Origin of the sequence: Pseudomonas sp. 2024-210, from assembly GCF_045062345.1 — a bacterium.
GTDB lineage: Bacteria > Pseudomonadota > Gammaproteobacteria > Pseudomonadales > Pseudomonadaceae > Aquipseudomonas.
Genome location: NZ_JBJGEJ010000003.1, coordinates 24349 through 40249 on the forward strand (window position 1 = coordinate 24349; position 15901 = coordinate 40249).

Here is a 15901-nt window from a genome sequence, read left to right on the forward strand (position 1 = left end):
TCAACTCAGCGTGCGTTCAGTCCCCTCTCCCTCTGGGAGAGGGGGGTTGATAGGCTGTGATTTCAACTCAGCGTGCGGTCAGTCCCCTCTCCCTCTGGGAGAGGGCTAGGGTGAGGGGGGCTTTAGCTTGCAGCTTCGTTCAGTGATTACGAAATACCTTGTGGCACCCGCTGCACGTGTCTTCAACTTTTTGCACAGCGGGCGCCAGGCGACTGACGGCATAAGGTTGCTCCCGACTGGCGACCACCAATTCACCGGTAGCCGCTTCCAACTGTCGGGCCAACGCCTGAAAACGTGCCTGATTTTTCCATACTTCATCGGTCGCGCTGGTCTGATCAGCTTCTTTAACCTGGGGAAAATACTTCCACGGCTCATGGGCCAACGCATCAAGCTTGACCGCACCTTCGCTGAAACGTGGGCCATCAAAGGCAAGACGGCCACGCAACATGCCACCCAACTCTTCACTGGTGTTGAGCATGTGTTTGAAAATCGCTTTACGCTGGCCCAATGGCGAATTGGGATCAACCCCGCCACACGCCGATAACATCACGCAGGCAAGCACTGGAACAAGCAGTCGTTTAAGCATCAGAGTGGTTTCACGTCACAGAAAACGGCCGCCAGTATCCTCTCGCACCCTGCAAACACCAATACCCCTATTAAATATAGGGTTTGCCTTGAAGGGAATTTAACCTCGGCAACCCTTGAAGGAACTTTGCTGATGAACCTATTTTTCAAGCCGTTGGCCTGGGTCTTACCCGCTGCCCTCTTAGTGGCCGGATGCAACGGCACCGACAAAGACACGGCAAAACCGCAACCCCACACCACCTACAGCAAAGCCGACTGGAATGCGTTGCCGCAGGTGACAGGTGAAGAGCTGCAAAGTGGCTTTGCTTCATGGCGCAGCGCGTGTACCCGTCTCAAGGCCGATCCCAATTGGGGCAGCGTGTGCAGCGATGCAGCCAACCTGCCGGCCAGCCCGAGCGTGCCTGAAATCAGCGATTTTTTGCAGGCCCATCTCGATGTGTACAGCCTGCGCTCGGCAGAAGGCAGCAGTGACGGGTTGATCACCGGTTATTACGAACCGGTTTACCCCGGCAGCCTGAAGCCGACCCAAACCGCCAATGTACCGATCTACAGCGTACCGTCCGATCTGGTGGTGGTTAATCTGGACAGCATCTACCCCGAACTCAAGGGCAAACGACTGCGTGGCCGCCTGGAAGGCCGAACACTCAAGCCCTATGACACGGCCGAAACGATCAATAGCAAAGGCTTGGATGCCCCCGTACTCGCGTGGCTGACCGATCCGATGGACCTGCAATTTTTGCAAATTCAGGGTTCGGGCCGCGTACAACTGGACGACGGCCGCCAACTGAGAATTGGTTATGCGGACCAGAACGGCCATCCGTACAAACCCATTGGACGGTGGCTGGTTGAGCAGGGCGAGCTGAAAAAAGAAGACGTGACCATGAGCACGATTCACGCTTGGGCAATGACTCATCCAGAACGTGTACACGAAATGCTGGCCAGCAACCCGAGCTACGTGTTCTTCACCCAAAACCCTGACAGCAACGAAGGGCCGCGTGGCTCACTGAATGTTCCGCTCACGGCGGGCTACAGCGTGGCAGTGGATCGCAAAGTCATCCCGCTGGGCAGTTTGCTCTGGCTGTCAACGACCCAGGCCGACGGCCAACCCATCGTTCGCCCGGTAGCCGCCCAAGACACAGGGGGCGCCATTGCCGGCGAAGTTAGGGCTGACTTCTTTGTCGGTACTGGCCCCGAGGCCGGGCAAATCGCGGGTGACATGAAGCAGAAAGGCAACATCTGGTTGCTGTGGCCAAAAGGCGCGGCGTTGCCGTAGCTGCGCTAGCTGCAAGCTGCAAGTCCAAAGCGATAACCGTACACGCTCTAGCTTGTCGCTTGTCGCTTGCCACTCACACCGACACAAAGAAGAAGCTGACGATCAGCCCCATGCCGATGAACCACACAAGGGAACGCATCATCGCCCAATCGGCCAGGTAGCAAATGATGTACAGCAGGCGGCTGGTGATAAACAACACGGCCAGTACATCGATCGTCACTGGCTGGGCGTTGCCCACTATGTCGGCAATGATCACTGCAGCGGCAAACGCGGGTGTCACTTCAAAGCTGTTGAGCTGAGCGCTATGGGCGCGCTTGGCGAAACCGTCCAAGGTTTCAAGAAAAGATCGGGGGTCGTGATTTTGCCGAGGCCCGAACTTGCCCCCACTAAATTTCGCAATGCCGGTACACACGTAGGGCAAGCAAAGGGCAATCAATACACACCAGAAGGCAACCGTCATTGGAATTTCCTTTTTAACGTTTCATAGCCAATAGTTTTAGCACAGTCCGTAGGACTAATCGCTATAACAGCTGGAAGCTTCCTAGAAAACGCCACTCGCTTGTACCTGTCACAACCGGGGAATAGTCTCGCCGCTTCAATAAATACCGCAACAACGTTGCAGCCACGAACGAGCGAGCGAGCGAAATGAATAGAAAAGCTGTCATCGTCTTTAGCGGCGGACAAGATTCAACAACATGCTTACTGCATGCCCTGCCCCACTTTGAAGAAATCCATTGCATCACGTTTGACTATGGCCAACGGCACCGAGCAGAGATAGAGACCGCATTAGCGTTATCGCGTCAACTGGGTATCACTGCACATACTGTATTGGATGCCTCCATTCTCAATGCGTTAACGGTCAGTAGCCTGACCCGCAATGACATACCTGTGCCGGACACAAATCAGTCAGAAGCAAAGGGTTTACCCAATACCTTTGTGCCTGGCCGCAATATATTATTTCTGACGTTGGCGTCGATTTATGCCTACCAAGTTCAAGCCGAAACAGTTATTACAGGTGTGTGTGAAACGGACTTCTCTGGCTACCCGGACTGCCGTGACGAATTCGTCAAATCGCTTAACCATGCGATCAAATCAGGCATGGACTACAACGTACAGATTGAAACACCTTTGATGTCGTTAAACAAAGCCGAAACATGGGCCCTGGCCGATCATTACAACCAATTGGACTTGATCCGTGAACACACGCTGACTTGCTATAACGGCATTATCGGAAACGGGTGTGGTAACTGTGCGGCATGCGACCTGAGAGCTAAAGGCTTGCAGTATTTTCTGGAAAACAAACAGACGGTACGCGACAGCTTGAATAAAAAACTAAACATGGCTTGATAAAGAACGAACAGCTATCAACACACCTTGTGTTGATAGCTCGCCTTGATTGCCTTATTTCGCCCCCTCAGAAAATACATACCGTTTAAAAAGCGCCCTTGCGCCATAAGCAGGCAGGACGTTCACAAAAGCGAATATTATCTTAATGAGTATTTGAACTATCAGCATATCCACAAGAACATCGAACGCCATAACGCCGTAAAACGCCAAAAAACAAAACAGCACACTGTCTATTATCACCGCGCAAAACGTACTAAAAAACACACGCACGAATAAATACTTAGAATTGGTCAGCTCTTTTATTTTACACAGAAGATACGTATTGACGTACTCAGATACGAGAAAAGAGACCAGCGAAGCAATAAGTACAGCAGAGAGACTTCCAATAACTTGGGTATAAGGTCCATCCAATGCCCAACCGGCTAGCCCAGGGAGACTAGTTGTTGCACTGAGCATCACAATGATCATCCCATTACTGACAAACGCAAATCCTATGGCTCTTCTTGCCAGCCTTAGCCCATAAAATTCATTTAACATGTCGACCACTAGAAAAGTCAGCGGATAAAGAAACGTACCCGCTGTCACAACAATTCCAGGCCACTCAAGAAAAATAGGTTTAAGGGCTGCAATATTGGTAAACAAATAGAGCGTGAACAGGAGCATATTCAAAGCCACATACATTATCCAAGACCGTTCATGGCGGTCTTTGAAGTCATAGGTCGTCACTGCCCCCTGCTGAGAATAGAATTTTTTATGAATCGTTTTGACTTCCGTCGCATTAAGATCGCTCATGACCTCACTGCCCATCAATTCCGACAATTTGATCTTCATCAGCTTGCCCGTGGCGACAATCATAAAAATCGCTATATTCTTATCATTTTCAAAACCCAGCAATTTGTATCGAACATTATCGCCCGCGCACTTACAAATCATTAAATCGCTCCTCGATAATACGACCGACCAGGTACTTGCCACTTTCTTCTTCGCGCTGCCCCCTCAGCACACACAACTTATGTGTTTGCGAATCGTAAGCTAGATTATCGGCCCCTTTATCGAATACTCCTTTATGAACGATCAACATATCGCCAGGCTCATTAATATCCACAAGCGCATGCTTAAGCAGCACAGCCAGCACATTATGACCCCGGCCAAAATAGTACGTGAGTGGATATAAGGTGACCAACTCACCCACTGTTTTACCCAAGCAATTGATTAACTGATCTTCCGGCACAATCGGCACTGCGGCCGGATTCATATTGCCTGCAAAGGAAATACTCTGGTCAACGGCTTCTTTTTCTTCAAAATCGACCTGCTCAATTTCCTTATAAGAAACACCAAAAAAATCCGATATTTTCCGAACCGTTGAATGCTGAACGTTTGTAACTCTACCTTCCAGAATATTGTAGATGGTCGTGCGCGTTAGACCGCTGGCGTTGCACAGTGACAACTGGGTCTCGCCACGGCTTTTAATCAAATAGCGAATATTGCTTTTCAGGTGTTCATTTTTTTCTCTGCGGTGCATTTGTAAACCCTCACTGCCCACGCCTGTACATCCCCTCCCACGTCTCCAGCACACGTAACAGCATTAAAAACAAAACATCAAACGGATTACTGCACCAGTTAAACCAAAATATTTCACACACCCTACAATGCCTTTTGCAGCAAGGAACAATCGCAAACTATTGTAGGAACTTTTCCTTCACACTTTATCCACCTTACAAAAACAGAATCACTTTTATAAACTTTTAATTGATCAAAACAATTAATCATTCTTTTATGCACATGTTTATTTCTTTGATAAATGACAGCAACACTTCAAGCATTTTTGCCGACAGACACTCATACCCAAGGAAGAGCATGCAAAATTTCAAAACAATGTCGCCAATGACCGGTACCGAGACTTCCCACGTTTGCCGCCCCTCTACAACAACTGACCTTTCGCCTATGACTCATGACGCCTTGCTGCTCGACCGCGACGCCGCCAATCGCGCTCTGGACTTCTATCTGTCTGACACGCCACCGTTAGCCAAAACGACATCGCCCATCATTGCGACCCACGATGGTGTCAAGCTAAAAGCAACGCTCGCCCATGCGTCGGACGTGTTGCGTCAAGCTGGGGGCGCCCTGAATGGCTTACCCAACGAACAGTTGATTTCGGTGATGCACCTGATTGAGATGGCCAAGTCCTGTGTCGACACGTCACTGGACAGGTTGATCAGCCGCCAACATCGCTAATTCCCAACGCTCTGCAACCATCCGCCTTCAAGACGGTCAATGATTGCCAGCCATTGCGCCCGTTTGTCACGCCCTGCGATGTGCCCCTGACGCGGGGGGGTGCATCCAATAAGTGGCCTGAACTGATCGGCCTACCCCTCTCTGCCACCGCCACAGGATCCCGAATGCTTGAACTTGTTGCTGCGTTTATCTGCCTGACTTCACTGCTCACGTACGTGAACTTCCGTTTCATCGGCCTGCCGCCCACCATCGGCGTCATGGTCACCGCCCTTATGTTTTCGCTGCTGTTGCAGGGCCTGAGCTTTCTCGGGTATCCGGGCCTTGAAGAGCGCGTGCAAGAGCTGATCGGCCAGATCGACTTCGGCGATTTGTTGATGAACTGGATGCTGTCGTTCCTGCTGTTTGCCGGTGCCTTGCACGTGAACATCAACGATGTGCGCAGTTACCGATGGCCCATTGGCCTGCTGGCCACGGTGGGTGTGCTGATCGCCACCACGGTGATCGGCAGTTTGGCGTACTGGATTTTCGCCCTCTTCGGTTGGCATGTGAGCTTCTTGTACTGCTTGCTCTTCGGTGCGTTGATTTCCCCGACCGATCCGATCGCCGTGCTCGGTGTGCTGCGAACCGCGAACGCCTCCAAACCGCTTAAAACCACCATCGTGGGCGAATCGCTGTTCAATGACGGCACCGCCGTTGTGGTGTTCACCGTGTTGTTGGGCATTGTGCAATTGGGCGAAACCCCGAGCCTCAGTGCGACGGCCATGTTATTCGCCCATGAAGCGATTGGCGGCGTGGTGTTCGGGGGGCTGATTGGTTATCTGGTCTACCGGATGATCAAAAGCATCGAGCAGTATCAAATCGAGGTGATGCTGACACTGGCTCTGGTGATTGGCGGCTCGGCCATGGCCAGTGAACTGCATGTGTCTGCGCCGATTGCGATGGTTGTAGCCGGTTTGATTATTGGCAATCTTGGCCGCAACAAGGCCATGAACGAAATGACCCGTCGCTATATGGACGGCTTCTGGGAACTGCTGGATGACATGCTCAATGCGCTGCTGTTTGCGTTGATCGGCATGGAGCTGTTGCTGTTGCCGTTCTCGTGGCTGCATTTGCTGGCCGCCAGTGTGCTGGCCGTGGCCATTTTGCTGTCTCGCCTGCTCACCGTGGCGCCGGCCATTGTGCTGTTGCGTCGCTGGCGGACAGTGCCGCGCGGCACGATCCGTATCCTGACGTGGGGCGGTTTGCGCGGCGGGGTTTCTGTGGCGCTGGCGCTGGCACTGCCGCTGGGCCCTGAACGCGACCTGATTTTGAGTATCACCTACATCGTGGTGCTGTCGTCGATCCTGTTCCAGGGCCTAACCATCGGCAAGTTGGTCAAGCACGTGACCAAAGATGCACCCGTTGAGGCGCATAACGACCACGCGCATTAATTGCCCAGACGCTCGTTCAGCCCCCCCCGCTCATCGTAGCCGCTGCCGAAGGCTGCGATCGAGCGCGCAGCGGTCGCAGAACGGGACACTGGATGTGCCAGGTTCAACGATGGCTTCGCGACCGATCGCAGCCTTCGTTCCTCCTCAGCGACTACGATGTTTTTTGCTCGCCGTTTAACCCGCAACGCCCACAAATTCCCACGCAACATTGAGCCTCATCACGCTGTTTCCCAGTAGCTTGACTACACTGTGTTTCCTGATGCCTTGAGGCATGACATGGAAAGGGGAAAGGGATGAGTACTTCTGCTGTTTATACACCGCCCAGGCGCCACCTTGGTGCCTACATCATGATCGTCGCGGCCTTGGTCGCGCTGGCCATCACCGCTTGGCGCTTCTTCACGCCCTTATCGGGTGTGACGGACTCCGGAGGCGCCATGGTCGCGATGTTCGCCGAGTTTGTGATGTTTCTTTTAGGCGTACTGCTGGTGCAGACCAAGCCTGGAGGGTTGCGCTGCTTCTGGCTGATTTTAAGCTGGGTCGGGGTGATCGGTACGTTCATTGCCGTGTGCCTGCTGCACGGCTGGTTGACGGCCGTGGTACTGGCCATCTGCGCTGTGGGTGTCGTCATCGAAACGTTTGGCGGCAAGCCATCAAGGAGCGCGTGATATGAACAGGATTAAAAAGCATCTGTTGGCCGCCCCAGCGCTGTGTGCGCTGGCAGGACTGTCCAATGCCTACGCACAAGACACCTACACGGTGCCGCCTCCCTTGTTGGCACCCGCCAACATCTCTGCCGAAGAGGCAAAAATCCCGCTGCCTTCCGGCAAAGAGTGGGACAGTTTTCACGGTCAGTTGAGCGCGCAGAAGTACTCACCCCTGACCCAAATCAACAAGGACAACGTCGGTAATCTGACCAAGGTTTGGCAGTATTTCACCGGTGACATGTCATCGGGCACGGATAAAATCCCGCCGTCGGTGTGGTCCGCTACGCCTATTTTTGCCAACGACACGCTGTACGTTGGCACACCTTTTTATCGGATCATTGCCCTTGAGCCTGAGACCGGCAAAGAGAAGTGGACCTACGACACCAAGTCGCCGCTGGTGGCTGAAACTCAGCCCGCACTGAAGTCTCGTGGTGTGTCTTACTGGCAGGAAAAGAATCCGCAAGCGGGGGTGGCCTGCCAGAAGATGGTCTATCTGGGCAACATGACCGCACAGTTGTATGCGGTGGATGCCGACACCGGCAAACCGTGCGAAGGCTTCGGTAAAAACGGTGTGGTGGACGTCAACCAATGGAACAAGGTCAACGCAAAATGGCCACTGTCGCAACTGCAACCACCGACGGTGATCGGCGACAAACTGATTGTCGGCTGGGCCGGTAAAGACTGGGAATACGAAGTTGAATCGCCGGGTTCGCTCTTTGCACTGAATGCCCGTACTGGCGAGCTGGAATGGGAATTCAAACCGATCCCGGACTCGGAAGCGGGCAAAACCGGTACGGCCAACATCTGGACCGCGATGTCCTACGACCCTGCGCTGGGCTTGCTGTATATCCCCGTGTCCTCACCTTCACCCAACTATTGGGGCGGCAATCGCACCCAGCCCATTCCGCTCGGTACGTCCACAACCGCACTGGATATCAATACCGGCAAAGTGGTGTGGTCTCGTCAGTGGGTTCACCACGATTTGTGGGACTACGACATCAACTCGGCGCCGACCCTGATGGACATCACCGTCGATGGCAAGCCAGTGCCCGCCTTGATGCAAGCGACCAAGATGGGCTTCTTGTTCACGGTGGATCGCCGCACGGGCGAAGACGTGTGGCCGATTGAAGAGCGCCCTGTACCGCAAGGCGATGCCGATGGCGAAGTGTATTCGCCTACTCAGCCGTTCCCGACCAAGCCTGCGCCGTTGCTCGACCAGTCCAAAAAGCCTGCTATCTGGAAAATTGCTGACATCGTCGGTTTTGGCCAGTGCTCGAAAATGTGGGACGGCCTGGAGTACGACGGTATGTACTCGCCGCCTTCCACAAAAGGCAATGGCGTATTGGCCTACCCGGACAGCGCCGGTGGCGTTCAATGGGGCGGTGTAGCGTTTGATCCGGTCAGCCAGGTAGCCATTGTCAACACCTCGCACATCGTGCAGATGATCAAGCTGTGGGACCGTGCCGCTTACGACAAGCAACCTAAAGAAGCGGGCAACGAGAACGGCTTCTACCCACAAATCGGCGCGCCTTATGGCATGAGCCTGCTCAACGCGCAGAACTGGGCCGGCATGCCGTGCTGGGCACCGCCATTCGGTGAACTGGTGGCCATCGACATGCACACCGGTGATGTGAAATGGCGTCGTCCGATGGGTGCTGTGCAGCAATGGGGCTGGTACATGCCTGAAGACATGGGCTCGCCTACCATTGGTGGCCCAGCTGTGACGGCAGGTGGCGTGGTCTTTATCGGAGCATCGATGGACGCCAAAGTGCGCGCCTACTCACTGGAGGACGGCAAAGAACTGTGGTCTGACATTGTCATGGCTCCCGCGGTCGCCAACCCGGCTGTGTATGAATACAAAGGCCGTCAATACGTGGCGTTTGTGGCAGGCGGTAACTCGATCATGAAAGATCAAGTAGGCGATCAAGTGGTGGTGTACGCCTTGCCGAAGTGAGGTAACCCGTAGCCGCAGCGTTCAGCAGCGGCTACACCTCACGCTATAGCTGCTGCAACTGTTCACTGGCCCGTTCAGCGAACAGTTGCAGTAATTCCTCCAGAGTATGCGCCGGGGCTTCATCGGCTCGGGTCAGCGCATACAACGTAATGGGTAGCGCCGGGCTCAAGGGCCGAATCAAGGTGCTCGCCCGTGACGCGCCCAATGCGGTGAACGGATCAATCACCGTTAATCCCGCCCCTGCTTCCACCATCGCCCGCGCTAAAGAATACGTTTGTACCGCAATGCTGATACGCGGCGGCGGTTCTATGTGCTTGAGGTAGCTGTCCAGATGCGCAAACAGCGGATCGGCACTGCTCAGGCCAATCAGTGGTGCATCGGCCAGTTGTTCCAGCGCCAGCGGTACCCCCTCACTTTCATCCGGCCAGAACCCTCGCGGCGCCAGCGCCACCAGCACACCGTGGGCAAGCGCCTGCGCCTTGAGGCCGGGATGATCAGGCAACTTAAAGGTCAGGGCCACATCCAATTCGTGCATTAACAGGTTCTGGATCAGCTCGCGCGTGTGAGCGCTGGCCAGCTCACAACTGATGTCGGGATAGCGCTGCGTCCACTCGCTGATCACCGGAGGCATCAGCGACAAGGCCAAGGCCGGGGTGCTGCCGATGCGCAGACGGTGGCCCGGCGCTCGGCGCAAACTTTCTGCCAGACGCTGAACGCCCTGCAGACTTTCGGTCACTTTGTTGACCTCACGCTCTAGCAGTAATGCTTCGGGTGTTGGCTGGAGCTTGCCACGCACCCGTAAAAACAAGGCAAAGCCCAAGCGCTGCTCGGCATGCTGCAGCACTTTACTGACAGCAGGCTGCGACACATGCAGCAGCTGAGCCGCGGCACTGACAGAACCGGTTTGGCGAATCGCTTGAAACACTTCGATATGACGCAAGCGCATGGCGGCAGTCCATAACCTTTGTTTATGGGAGAGCCATCTTTATTCATTGTTCGACGCCTGTCACCTGCCCCTAACCTGAAGCCCGCTCAACAGGGGTTAGGGACAGACATGACACAGCGGGTTTGCATCATCGGAGGGGGTGTCATCGGGTTGGCTACCGCCTATGCCTTGGTACGGGACGGCTTCGAGGTGAGCGTCATAGAAGCACAACCCACCCTCGCCAGTCAGACCAGCTTCGCCAACGGCGGTCAGTTGTCGTACCGCTATGTCGCACCGCTGGCCGATGCTGGCGTGCCGTGGCAAGCGATGGGCTGGCTGCTGCGCGGTGATTCACCCCTCAAGCTTCGTCCGCGCATGGACCCGGCTCAATGGCGTTGGCTGGCGTCATTTATGGCGGCGTGCCGGGGGTCGGTCAATCAGCGTAATGGCGCACATTTGCTGCGTTTGGCACTGCTCAGTCAGGCCACGTTGCAACAATGGCGCGAAGAAGATCATCTGGACGGCTTTGCTTGGCAACGTAATGGCAAGCTGGTGGCATTCCGCGAGGAGGCGAACTTCAACAAAGCCCGCAAAAAAGTTATCAACAACTCATTCCAACAGGCCTTAAGCGCCAGTGAGTGCGCCCGTCTGGAACCCGGCCTGCAAGGCTGCGCGTTTGTCGGGGGTATCTACACCCCCAGCGAAGAAGTCGGTGATTGCCATGCCTTCTGCCAACAACTGACCGCCCGCTTACAGGCCAGTGGCCGTTGCACGTTTTTGCTGGGTAAAACCGTAACCCGTATTCACCACGCAAACGGTGCCGTGAACGCCGTGGAAATGGGCAATGACGTTCTGGCCGTCGACCAACTGGTGCTGGCGGCGGGGCACAACAGCCCCGCTCTGCGCTTGCCGGGCTTGAATCTGGCGCTGTACCCGCTCAAAGGCTATAGCCTCACGCTGGCGCTGAGCGACCCGCAAAAAGCACCGCAGGTGAGCATCACCGACTACGATCGAAAAATTGTTTATGCCCGCATTGGCGAGCAATTGCGCATCGCCGCGATGGTGGACATTGTCGGCTTCGATCCCTCCCCGGACCCTAAACGTCTGGCTCAGATGCGCCAACTGGCCGCCAGCACATTCCCCGATGCGGGGAATTATCACGACGCGATCGAATGGGCTGGCATGCGCCCTGCAACCCCTACCGGGGTGCCCATTCTGGGTGCCAGCGGTTACCGAAACCTGTGGCTCAATCTGGGCCACGGTGCCTTGGGCTTCACCCTTGCCTGTGGCAGCGCACGCTTGCTGAGTGAATTGATTGCCCGGACTAAAACATCCATCGACCTACAAGGCTTGGCACCTTATGCCGCCTGACGATGCCACGCTAAATAAAAAGGAAAGCCCCATGACGATTCAACGCATCAACAGCAATGAGCGTTTGAGCGCTGCCGCAACGTTCGAGGCGCTGGTATTTCTGTCCGGCCAAGTGCCGACACACAGCGAGGACATCACCGCACAGACGCAAGAGGTGCTGAGCAAGATCGACGCCTTGCTGGCAGAAACCGGCAGCGACAAAGACCATGTTCTAAACGCCACTATTTATCTGCAAGACATCGGACGCGACTTTGCCGCCATGAATGCCGTCTGGTCGGCCTGGCTATCAGACGGCAAAGCGCCCACCCGCACCACCGTGCAAGCCGAGCTGGCGCGACCTCAGGTATTGGTAGAAATCAGTGTGATTGCTGTTCGTCGTTAATCTTTTTAGGGGGATACAACAATGAAAAAGCTGACTTTGATCAGTTGCACGCTCGGCCTGTTAATCAGCCACGCCGCTCAGGCCAACGAAGCCCCTTTAGAGGGCACGCTGAAGAAGATCACGGATTCAGGGTCTATTACCTTGGGTTATCGCGATGCGTCAGTGCCGTTTTCGTACGTAGGTGATAACAGTGGCAAACCAATGGGCTACTCAGTGGATCTGGCGAACAAAATCGTCGAGCGCATTCAGCAACAAGTGGGCGGCCAGCCACTGAAGGTTAAATACAACCTGGTGACCTCCCAGACGCGCATTCCATTGGTGCAAAACGGCACCGTTGACCTTGAATGTGGCTCAACCGGTGTGACCGCCGAGCGACAGAAGCAGGTGGCGTTTTCCTACGGTTTTATTTACGTCAAAGGTCAGCTACTGACCGCCAAAGACAGCGGCATCAAAGGCTTTGATGATTTGCGCGGCAAAAACGTCGTGACCACCGCAGGCACCACCAATGAGCGCTTTATCAAAAGTTACAGCGCAGACAACAAAATGGACATGAACGTCATCAGCGCCAAGGACCACGGCGAGGCGTTCAAGATGCTTGAAACCGGCCGTGCCGTAGCGTTCTACATGGATGACGCGCTGCTCTACGGTGAACGCGCCAAAGCCCGCGATCCACACAACTGGAATGTGGTCGGGGCTGAACAATCGCGGGAAATCTACAGCTGCATGGTGCGCAAAGACGACCCGCAGTTGCTGGCAGTGGTCAACAAAACGCTGGCCGACTTGTATAAATCCGGTGAAATCACGGGCATTTACCAGCGCTGGTTTGAACAGCCTATCCCGCCCAACGGCCTGAATCTGGAATTTCCGATGACCGCCGAACTGAAGCAGATCATCGCCAAGCCGGTGAGTGATCCGGTGCAGTAAGGTTCAGACCCAATCGTCGATGCGTAAACCGGGTACGCGCTCAAATTCGCGGGTGTTATTGGTGACCAAGATGAGGCCCTGCGATCTCGCATGCCCGGCAATCATCTGGTCATAGGGACCTATCGGTTTGCGATGTGTAGAAGCCAAAATCATGACACCCAAGGTGAAGTACGAATGATGTCGACAAAGTTCAGCGGTTTAAAGGTCGGGTCCTTATCCACCAGCACATCGGCGTTAACGGTGCCAAAAGTGGTATCGGGACGGTCTTTGAAGCCGTCGGCAAACGCACATAAAATGCATTCCTTGAAGCCCTCGCCACGTGGGTGGGCATGCACCACGGCCTCGCGCTGCTCTGCTGCAAACGCCGTATAGTCGATACCCAGCACGTCCATTTCTACCCCGGCCGTCACCAGCGCCACGTTCGGCCGCAAATGATGTGGCACACCGGGCGTCGTGTGCAAAGCGATTGCCAACCACACTTGCTCGACATCATCGTCACTCAAACCAAATGGCCGCATAAAGGCTTTGGCGCTGTTGGCACTGTCGACTTCGAAGCGTTCGTTCTGCGTGCGATGCCCCTCAACCAGCCCCAAGTCGTGAAACATGGCCCCCACGTAAAGCAGCTCAGGGTCATAGGCCAGTTGCTTGCGCTGACCGCTCAGTGCGCCAAATAAAAAGACCCGTCGCGAGTGGTGATAGAGCAAGTCCGATTCAACGTCGCGGATGTATTCGGTGGTGGCTTTAGCCAAGGCGCTGTCCGGGATGACAATGCCTGCAATGGTATGACTCATGGCGAACTCCTCGATCAAGCGCTAGGGTGGCGCTGGTATCTTCAGTGTGCGCACAGGCCCGGGTGGCAACAATCATACTGAAAGGGCGATTCGTGCCATTCAGGGTGCAGACACGGCCATCTCGCCGGGCACGCTTGCCGGCAACTACCCTCTGCGGTATTTCATCTTGTATCACCCTGACGGCAAACCCGATGACACAGACTGTAGCGTTGATTGTTTTCCCCGGCGTGCAGGCACTGGATGTGACCGGCCCTATGGATGTATTTGCCGAGGCCAATGCCTTTCTGGCCCCAGGCATGCGCTATGAGCTTGAGGTACTGGGGGTGGAAGCCGGTTTGCTGACGTGCTCCAACGGGTTGGTCATCCAGGCTCACCGGCATTTTTCTCAGGCCAGACCGTCTTATGATCTGGTGCTATGCGCAGGGGGGCCCACGTTGCCCGGTCAGGATTTCGGCCCGGCATTCAATACATGGCTGCACTCAATATGCCGTCACTCCCGACGCTTTGGTTCGATCTGCAATGGCGCATTTTTACTGGCGCGGGCCGGACTGCTGGAGGGGCGGCGGGTCACTACGCACTGGAGTGATGCTGCTGCCCTCGCACGCCTGTGCCCCAGTGCACAACTGGACGCGGATCGACTGTTTGTGCAAGACGACAACCTCTACACCTCGGCGGGTGTGACTGCGGGGATTGATCTGTCTCTGTACCTGCTGAGTCAGGATAACGGCCCACATGTAGCGCTGAATGTGGCAAAACGCCTGGTGGTGTTTACCCAGCGCTCAGGCGGGCAATCACAGTTCAGCCCGTTTCTGACCAAAGCCAACGAGGCGGGTTCGCCCGTGGCGAAAGTGCAGGAGCATGTTTTAGCCAACCTGCGCGCAGACTTGAGCATCAACGAGCTGGCTCAGGCGGCCATGATGAGCCCGCGTAATTTCAGCCGGGTGTTCGCCCGAGAGGCCGGCGTTACACCGGCGCAATTTGTGGAGGGCGCACGCGTGGATGCCGCACGCCTCCTGCTCGAAAGCACCTCGATGGCACTTAAAACAGTGGCCTATGAGTGCGGGTTTCGCGATGCCCACCATATGCGCAGTGTGTTTATGCGCCGCGTGGGCGTATCGCCCCAACAGTTTCGAATGCACTTTTCGGCGATGCTGCCAGCTTAAAAATCACCCCACAGCTGCTGTGCCACCGCCAAGGCCACAACCGGTGCGGTCTCAGTACGCAGTACCCGGGGGCCAAGTCGTGCGGGCTGGAACCCGGCGCCCTGGGCCTGATCGATTTCTTTATCGGTCAGCCCGCCTTCGGGGCCGATCAAAAACGCCAGACGTGCGGGCTTGGCGTGACTGGCCAAAGGTTCGGAAACGGGGTGCAACACCAGCTTGAGGTCAGCGTCCGTGGCTTTGATCCAGTCAGCCAGCAATACGGGCGGATGAATGACCGGCACACGCGAACGGCCGCATTGTTCGCAGGCGCTGATCGCCACTTGGCGCCAATGAGCCAGACGCTTGTCAGCCCGCTCATCCTTGAGCCGCACTTCGCACCGTTCGCTCATGATCGGGGTGATTTCATTCACGCCCAGTTCAGTGGCTTTCTGGATGGCCCAGTCCATACGCTCGCCCCGGGACAGCCCCTGCCCCAGATGGATCGCCAAAGGTGACTCGACTTGACCGGCGAACGTAGCGTCGAGCACCACGCGAACGCGTTTTTTGCCGACTTCCAGCAAACGCCCCGAGAACTCATGGCCCGAGCCGTCGAACACTTGCAGGGCATCGCCCTCGGCCATGCGCAGCACGCGGCCAATGTAATGCGCCTGAGCTTCAGGCAATTCATGATCACCGACGCTCAAGGGCGCATCGATGAAAAAACGGGACAGTCTCATTAAAATTCTCTGAATAGGGCTATGTGTAGCGGCTGCCGCGGGCTGCAACAAAGACCCTTAAAGCAGGTCTGCTGCGCAGCCCATCGCAGCCTGCGGCAGCG

Annotated in this window: 17 protein-coding genes and 1 pseudogene; 10 read left to right on the forward strand and 8 right to left on the reverse strand. The window is 55.4% G+C overall.

The genetic code is table 11. From position 1 onward, the window contains the following. Window positions 1–139 precede the first annotated feature (139 nt). Window positions 140–589 (reverse strand): c-type cytochrome, encoded by a 450-nt coding sequence (locus ACI7MX_RS04735; protein ID WP_405584634.1) that lies wholly within the window; start codon window positions 587–589, stop codon window positions 140–142. A 129-nt stretch (window positions 590–718) separates the two neighbouring features. On the opposite strand from ACI7MX_RS04735, the gene ACI7MX_RS04740 reads away from it, so the two are divergent. After that, a complete protein-coding gene (locus ACI7MX_RS04740; RefSeq protein ID WP_405584526.1) occupies window positions 719–1858 on the forward strand; it encodes a murein transglycosylase A in 1140 nt (379 codons plus the stop codon). A gap of 73 nt (window positions 1859–1931) precedes the next feature. On the opposite strand, the gene ACI7MX_RS04745 is transcribed toward ACI7MX_RS04740, so the two are convergent. Then, a complete protein-coding gene (locus ACI7MX_RS04745) occupies window positions 1932–2318 on the reverse strand; it encodes an MAPEG family protein (protein WP_314486643.1) in 387 nt (128 codons plus the stop codon). 185 nt (window positions 2319–2503) lie between these two features. Between ACI7MX_RS04745 and queC the strand changes: the two genes are divergently transcribed. After that, entirely contained in the window at window positions 2504–3205 is a 702-nt protein-coding gene (gene queC / locus ACI7MX_RS04750) for a 7-cyano-7-deazaguanine synthase QueC (protein ID WP_405584523.1), read from the forward strand. Window positions 3206–3259: 54 nt separating this feature from the next. Here queC and ACI7MX_RS04755 read toward each other — a convergent pair whose 3' ends face one another. Both ACI7MX_RS04755 and ACI7MX_RS04760 read right to left on the reverse strand, forming a co-directional pair. Next, a complete protein-coding gene (locus tag ACI7MX_RS04755; RefSeq protein ID WP_405584520.1) occupies window positions 3260–4138 on the reverse strand; it encodes a queuosine precursor transporter in 879 nt (292 codons plus the stop codon). Beyond that, a complete protein-coding gene (locus ACI7MX_RS04760) occupies window positions 4128–4727 on the reverse strand; it encodes a helix-turn-helix transcriptional regulator (RefSeq protein ID WP_405584517.1) in 600 nt (199 codons plus the stop codon). The genes ACI7MX_RS04755 and ACI7MX_RS04760 overlap by 11 nt, the downstream gene beginning before the upstream one ends. A gap of 335 nt (window positions 4728–5062) precedes the next feature. Here ACI7MX_RS04760 and ACI7MX_RS04765 point away from each other — a divergent pair, with 335 nt between their 5' ends. From ACI7MX_RS04765 to ACI7MX_RS04780, 4 genes are all read left to right on the forward strand, one after another. After that, complete coding sequence (locus tag ACI7MX_RS04765) at window positions 5063–5440, forward strand: DUF3077 domain-containing protein (RefSeq protein ID WP_314486649.1); 378 nt, start codon at window positions 5063–5065, stop codon at window positions 5438–5440. A gap of 164 nt (window positions 5441–5604) precedes the next feature. Further along, entirely contained in the window at window positions 5605–6870 is a 1266-nt protein-coding gene (locus ACI7MX_RS04770; protein ID WP_314486651.1) for a sodium:proton antiporter, read from the forward strand. A 293-nt stretch (window positions 6871–7163) separates the two neighbouring features. After that, window positions 7164–7535, forward strand: coding sequence for a hypothetical protein (locus tag ACI7MX_RS04775; RefSeq protein WP_405584513.1), 372 nt, complete (start codon window positions 7164–7166; stop codon window positions 7533–7535). 1 nt (window position 7536) lies between these two features. Continuing rightward, entirely contained in the window at window positions 7537–9528 is a 1992-nt protein-coding gene (locus ACI7MX_RS04780) for a pyrroloquinoline quinone-dependent dehydrogenase (protein ID WP_314486654.1), read from the forward strand. Window positions 9529–9571: 43 nt separating this feature from the next. Here the strand turns inward: ACI7MX_RS04780 and ACI7MX_RS04785 are convergent, their stop codons facing one another. Beyond that, on the reverse strand, window positions 9572–10474 hold the full coding sequence (locus tag ACI7MX_RS04785) for a LysR substrate-binding domain-containing protein (protein WP_314486657.1): 903 nt from the start codon (window positions 10472–10474) through the stop codon (window positions 9572–9574). Window positions 10475–10549: 75 nt separating this feature from the next. On the opposite strand from ACI7MX_RS04785, the gene ACI7MX_RS04790 reads away from it, so the two are divergent. From ACI7MX_RS04790 to ACI7MX_RS04800, 3 genes are read left to right on the forward strand one after another with little or no spacing between them, the layout of a single operon-like run. Then, window positions 10550–11824 carry a D-amino acid dehydrogenase gene (locus ACI7MX_RS04790; RefSeq protein WP_405584631.1) on the forward strand — a complete coding sequence of 425 codons (1275 nt, stop codon included), beginning with the start codon at window positions 10550–10552 and terminating at the stop codon, window positions 11822–11824. Window positions 11825–11855: 31 nt separating this feature from the next. Beyond that, window positions 11856–12206, forward strand: a complete 351-nt coding sequence (locus tag ACI7MX_RS04795; RefSeq protein WP_314486661.1) for a RidA family protein — start codon at window positions 11856–11858, stop codon at window positions 12204–12206. A 21-nt stretch (window positions 12207–12227) separates the two neighbouring features. Then, window positions 12228–13130, forward strand: coding sequence for a transporter substrate-binding domain-containing protein (locus tag ACI7MX_RS04800; protein WP_405584508.1), 903 nt, complete (start codon window positions 12228–12230; stop codon window positions 13128–13130). A gap of 3 nt (window positions 13131–13133) precedes the next feature. Here the strand turns inward: ACI7MX_RS04800 and ACI7MX_RS04805 are convergent. Together ACI7MX_RS04805 and ACI7MX_RS04810 are read right to left on the reverse strand one after the other, a co-directional pair. After that, window positions 13134–13259 (reverse strand): annotated as a pseudogene (locus ACI7MX_RS04805) (VapC toxin family PIN domain ribonuclease); the annotation flags it as partial. A gap of 20 nt (window positions 13260–13279) precedes the next feature. Next, window positions 13280–13921, reverse strand: coding sequence for an HD domain-containing protein (locus ACI7MX_RS04810; protein ID WP_314486665.1), 642 nt, complete (start codon window positions 13919–13921; stop codon window positions 13280–13282). Between the two features lie 191 nt (window positions 13922–14112). Between ACI7MX_RS04810 and ACI7MX_RS04815 the strand changes: the two genes are divergently transcribed. After that, on the forward strand, window positions 14113–15084 hold the full coding sequence (locus tag ACI7MX_RS04815; protein ID WP_314486667.1) for a GlxA family transcriptional regulator: 972 nt from the start codon (window positions 14113–14115) through the stop codon (window positions 15082–15084). On the opposite strand, the gene ACI7MX_RS04820 is transcribed toward ACI7MX_RS04815, so the two are convergent. Continuing rightward, window positions 15081–15800, reverse strand: coding sequence for a 16S rRNA (uracil(1498)-N(3))-methyltransferase (locus ACI7MX_RS04820; RefSeq protein ID WP_405584504.1), 720 nt, complete (start codon window positions 15798–15800; stop codon window positions 15081–15083). The two genes, ACI7MX_RS04815 and ACI7MX_RS04820, sit on opposite strands and share 4 nt — an antisense overlap. Between the last annotated feature and the right edge of the window lie 101 nt (window positions 15801–15901).